General features: G+C 65.4%; 1 pseudogene. It reads right to left on the reverse strand.

The window, feature by feature from the left end:
* Positions 1-320, reverse strand: a pseudogene (locus RNC47_RS36925) (alanine dehydrogenase); the annotation flags it as partial.
* Positions 321-439 lie beyond the last annotated feature (119 nt).

A 439-nucleotide genomic window follows, 5' to 3' on the forward strand; every position in this document is an offset into this window, starting at 1 on the left:
GTGCACTCGCGGGAGGCGGCGAGGTGCAGGTACGTGAAGAGGGTCTGGTCCTTGCGGAGGCGGTGGTACTCCTCGGCGACCGGCTCCTTGACCTTGAGCAGCAGGTCGGCGGCGGCCCAGACCTCGTCGGCGGTGGCCAGGATCTGCCCACCGGCGGCGACGTACTCCTCGTCCGGGATGGACGAGCCGACGCCGGCGTCGTGCTCGATGACGACCTCGTGGCCGTGGCGGACGAGCTCATGCACTCCGGCGGGGGTGATCGCCACCCGGAACTCGTTGTTCTTGACTTCGCGGGGGATGCCGACCTTCACGTCGATCACGGTCCTTGGCTCGGAGGGTAATCCGGACACAGCGGTGCATACCGGATAGGTACATCATAAATGGAGACGCCACGGAGTAACGCGGCAGAGCCAGTCTAATGAAGGACTTCGCACTGTCT

The sequence above is a fragment of the Streptomyces millisiae genome, assembly GCF_031845425.1.
GTDB lineage: Bacteria > Actinomycetota > Actinomycetes > Streptomycetales > Streptomycetaceae > Streptomyces > Streptomyces millisiae.